Raw genomic sequence first — 2,410 nt, 5'->3', positions numbered from 1 at the left:
GTCTCGCGTTTTCCCGTACATGGCACGTTGCCGCTGGTCGACCACGGCGAGCATGTCACGTAGCGCGTCGACGGCCTGGTGCTCGTCCGTGCTGACGCGGTAGAAGAGGCGGTCACCCATGCCGATCTCGATGCCGCCCTTGAGGTCGATGCCCCAGAGCCGCACGAGGCCCGCCTGCACGGCCGGGGCGAGGTTCCCCGCGATGCCCCAGAACACCGACCCCTTGCCGGAGCCGGAACAGCCGACGACGAGCGTCTGGAGCCCGCGCAACGTGAGACGCCACCGGTTGCCGTCCTGGATGCGGCCGAGCTGCACCCCGGTCGGGTCGACGTCGTTCGGGATCGTCGCGTAGAGCGGCTGGTCGAGGAGGTCAGCCATCGTCAGGACGATGTCGAGCACCCCAGGCCGCACGCGACGGCTCGTCGACGCCTCGGCGCCCATGATCGTGCCGATAGCCTCGACGGCACCGCGCAGGTCGTCGAGCGTCTGACCCGAGCGAGCGCGAACTCGGATGGTCAGCGTGTTGTCGCGCGCTCGTACACGACGCAGCCGCGGGACGGTTCGGTTCTCCCGGACGACCCGGTCGGCGAGCCCGCAGGACTCCGCCATCGACGGCCACTGCCGACGCACATACCGCCGCCACCGGTGACGACGCAGCGGGCCACCGAGAAGCGGTTCGTACGTCATCGGGCTGAACACCGCCCAGAACGCGCGGACCAGGTTCCACGCCGGGACGGACCAGTAGAGCGCCGCCGACAGCCCGTCGTAGCCGAGAAGGCCGACCACGCCGCCCACGAACAGCGTCACCGCGATCCACCGCCACGCCCGCACGGTCCACCGCAGCGCGAGCCACAGCGCTGCGAGGACCCGGCGAACCCCCGGCCAGCGTCCACGGGAACCCGGACTCGTTCTCCGGCGGGACCGGCTGGTACTTCGCCGCGAACTTCACCGTCACGCCGATCTCCTTGCGGCCGGCGTCCTCGTCGCCGTCGATGACGACGCACTGCCACAGTGGCAGGCCCGTCTCCTTGTCGTGCTGCTGCGGGCGCGTGCCGTCCGGTCGCTGCGCCGCGTTGAAGTCCGCCACGGGCTCGACCTCCCCGCGCAGGAACGCACCCTTCGGGAACGCCACCGAGTGCTCGATCTCGAACCGCTGCTTCATCGCCATCCTGGTAGCTCCTTCGCCATGTGCCCGTCTGGACCGGGCTGACCCCTCCGGGATAGAGGTGGTTCTAACACGAACGTAGCAGAGGCGCGACTATAGGACGTCACACCCGTGCGGCGGCGTGGAACCGTCGTCCGGTCGCGCCCTCCGATGCGTCGTCTCGGCATGGAGCGCTACGCCAAGAGCAACTGGAAGTTCGGGGACCGCGTCGCGTTCATCGCCGACCGCGATGCCAACGGGCAGACGTGGGAACGGAGCGACCAGACTCAGACGGTGGAGCGGCTCACGGCTCCGACGCACGTGGCGGACGCACTGCAGCTCGAGCCCGGGTCGGAGGTCTATGCGCGAGCCCGGCTCGTGCGCCACGAAGGCCACCCCACTCACTCGCTTACGAGCTACTACCGAGCAGAGGACGTGGAAGGCACGCCGCTCGTCGACCCGGCACCGGGGCCGGCCGGACGTGGGGGAGGGTTTGCCGTTCTCACTCTCCAGGGCCTTGAGCCCGACCAGATCACCGAAACTCTGACGGCGCGCATGCCCACGCCGGACGAGTCCGCCCAGCTCGAGTTGCCAGTCGGCGAACCCGTCATGGTGCTCCACCGCACCACGCGGACTAAGGAGGGGCGTGTGGTCGAGTACGCCGAAGGTGTTCACGCGGCCTCAAGGTTCGCCTGGACCTACACCTTCACGATGTCCGACTGACGAGAGGTAACGCATGACCGTGATGGAAGATGCCCAAATCCTCTGGGACTATCACCAACTGCACCACGAGCCACGCAACACCGACATCGCCATTGGCCTCGGCAGCCACGACATCGGCGTCGCGGAGCACGCAGCGGAACTCTGGCATGAAGGTCGGTTCCCGCTCATCGTCTTCACCGGCGCCAACGCGCCAACGACGGTAGATGTCTTCCCCCGCGGCGAGGCAGTGCACTACACAGAGCGTGCGCTGGAGCTCGGTGTGCCGCTCAGCGCGATCCTGATGGAGGAGCGAGCAACAAATACAGGAGAGAACTTCCTCCGCACCCATGAACTGCTGGCCCGCCTCGAAATAGAAGCATCGTCAGCTACAGTAATTAGCCGGCCGTATCAGCAGCGCCGTGCCTACGCGACCGTGCGCAAAGTCTGGCCAGAACTTAACGTCACCTGCTCCGCACGCGCACAGGAGTTCGACGACTATGTAGCAATGATTGGCGACAAGGACCGCGTGCTCAATATGCTAGTGGGCGACACGCAGCGCATAGG

Annotated in this window: 3 protein-coding genes; 2 read left to right on the top strand and 1 reads right to left on the bottom strand. The window is 67.3% G+C overall.

What is annotated here, in order from left to right; genetic code table 11:
* The coding region (locus ACFCZN_RS21175) for an FtsK/SpoIIIE domain-containing protein (protein WP_430558075.1) at positions 1–807 on the bottom strand (807 nt) is incomplete at its 3' end.
* 523 nt (positions 808–1,330) lie between these two features.
* Between ACFCZN_RS21175 and ACFCZN_RS21170 the strand changes: the two genes are divergently transcribed.
* Together ACFCZN_RS21170 and ACFCZN_RS21165 are read left to right on the top strand one after the other, a co-directional pair.
* On the top strand, positions 1,331–1,867 hold the full coding sequence (locus ACFCZN_RS21170) for a UTRA domain-containing protein (RefSeq protein WP_430558074.1): 537 nt from the start codon (positions 1,331–1,333) through the stop codon (positions 1,865–1,867).
* Between the two features lie 13 nt (positions 1,868–1,880).
* Positions 1,881–2,410, top strand: a 530-nt coding sequence (locus ACFCZN_RS21165; RefSeq protein ID WP_430558073.1) for a YdcF family protein, incomplete at its 3' end; no start/stop codon positions are given.

Source organism: Isoptericola sp. NPDC056134 (assembly GCF_042264825.1).
Classification (GTDB): domain Bacteria; phylum Actinomycetota; class Actinomycetes; order Actinomycetales; family Cellulomonadaceae; genus Isoptericola; species Isoptericola nanjingensis.
Note: the sequence above shows the minus strand (reverse complement) of the source record. Positions and strands in the feature narration are given on the sequence as shown.

Coding starts and splice junctions, on each gene's coding strand:
- ACFCZN_RS21170 (WP_430558074.1), top strand. CDS start 1,331: ATGGAGCGCTACGCCAAGAGCAACTGGAAGTTCGGGGACCGCGTCGCG.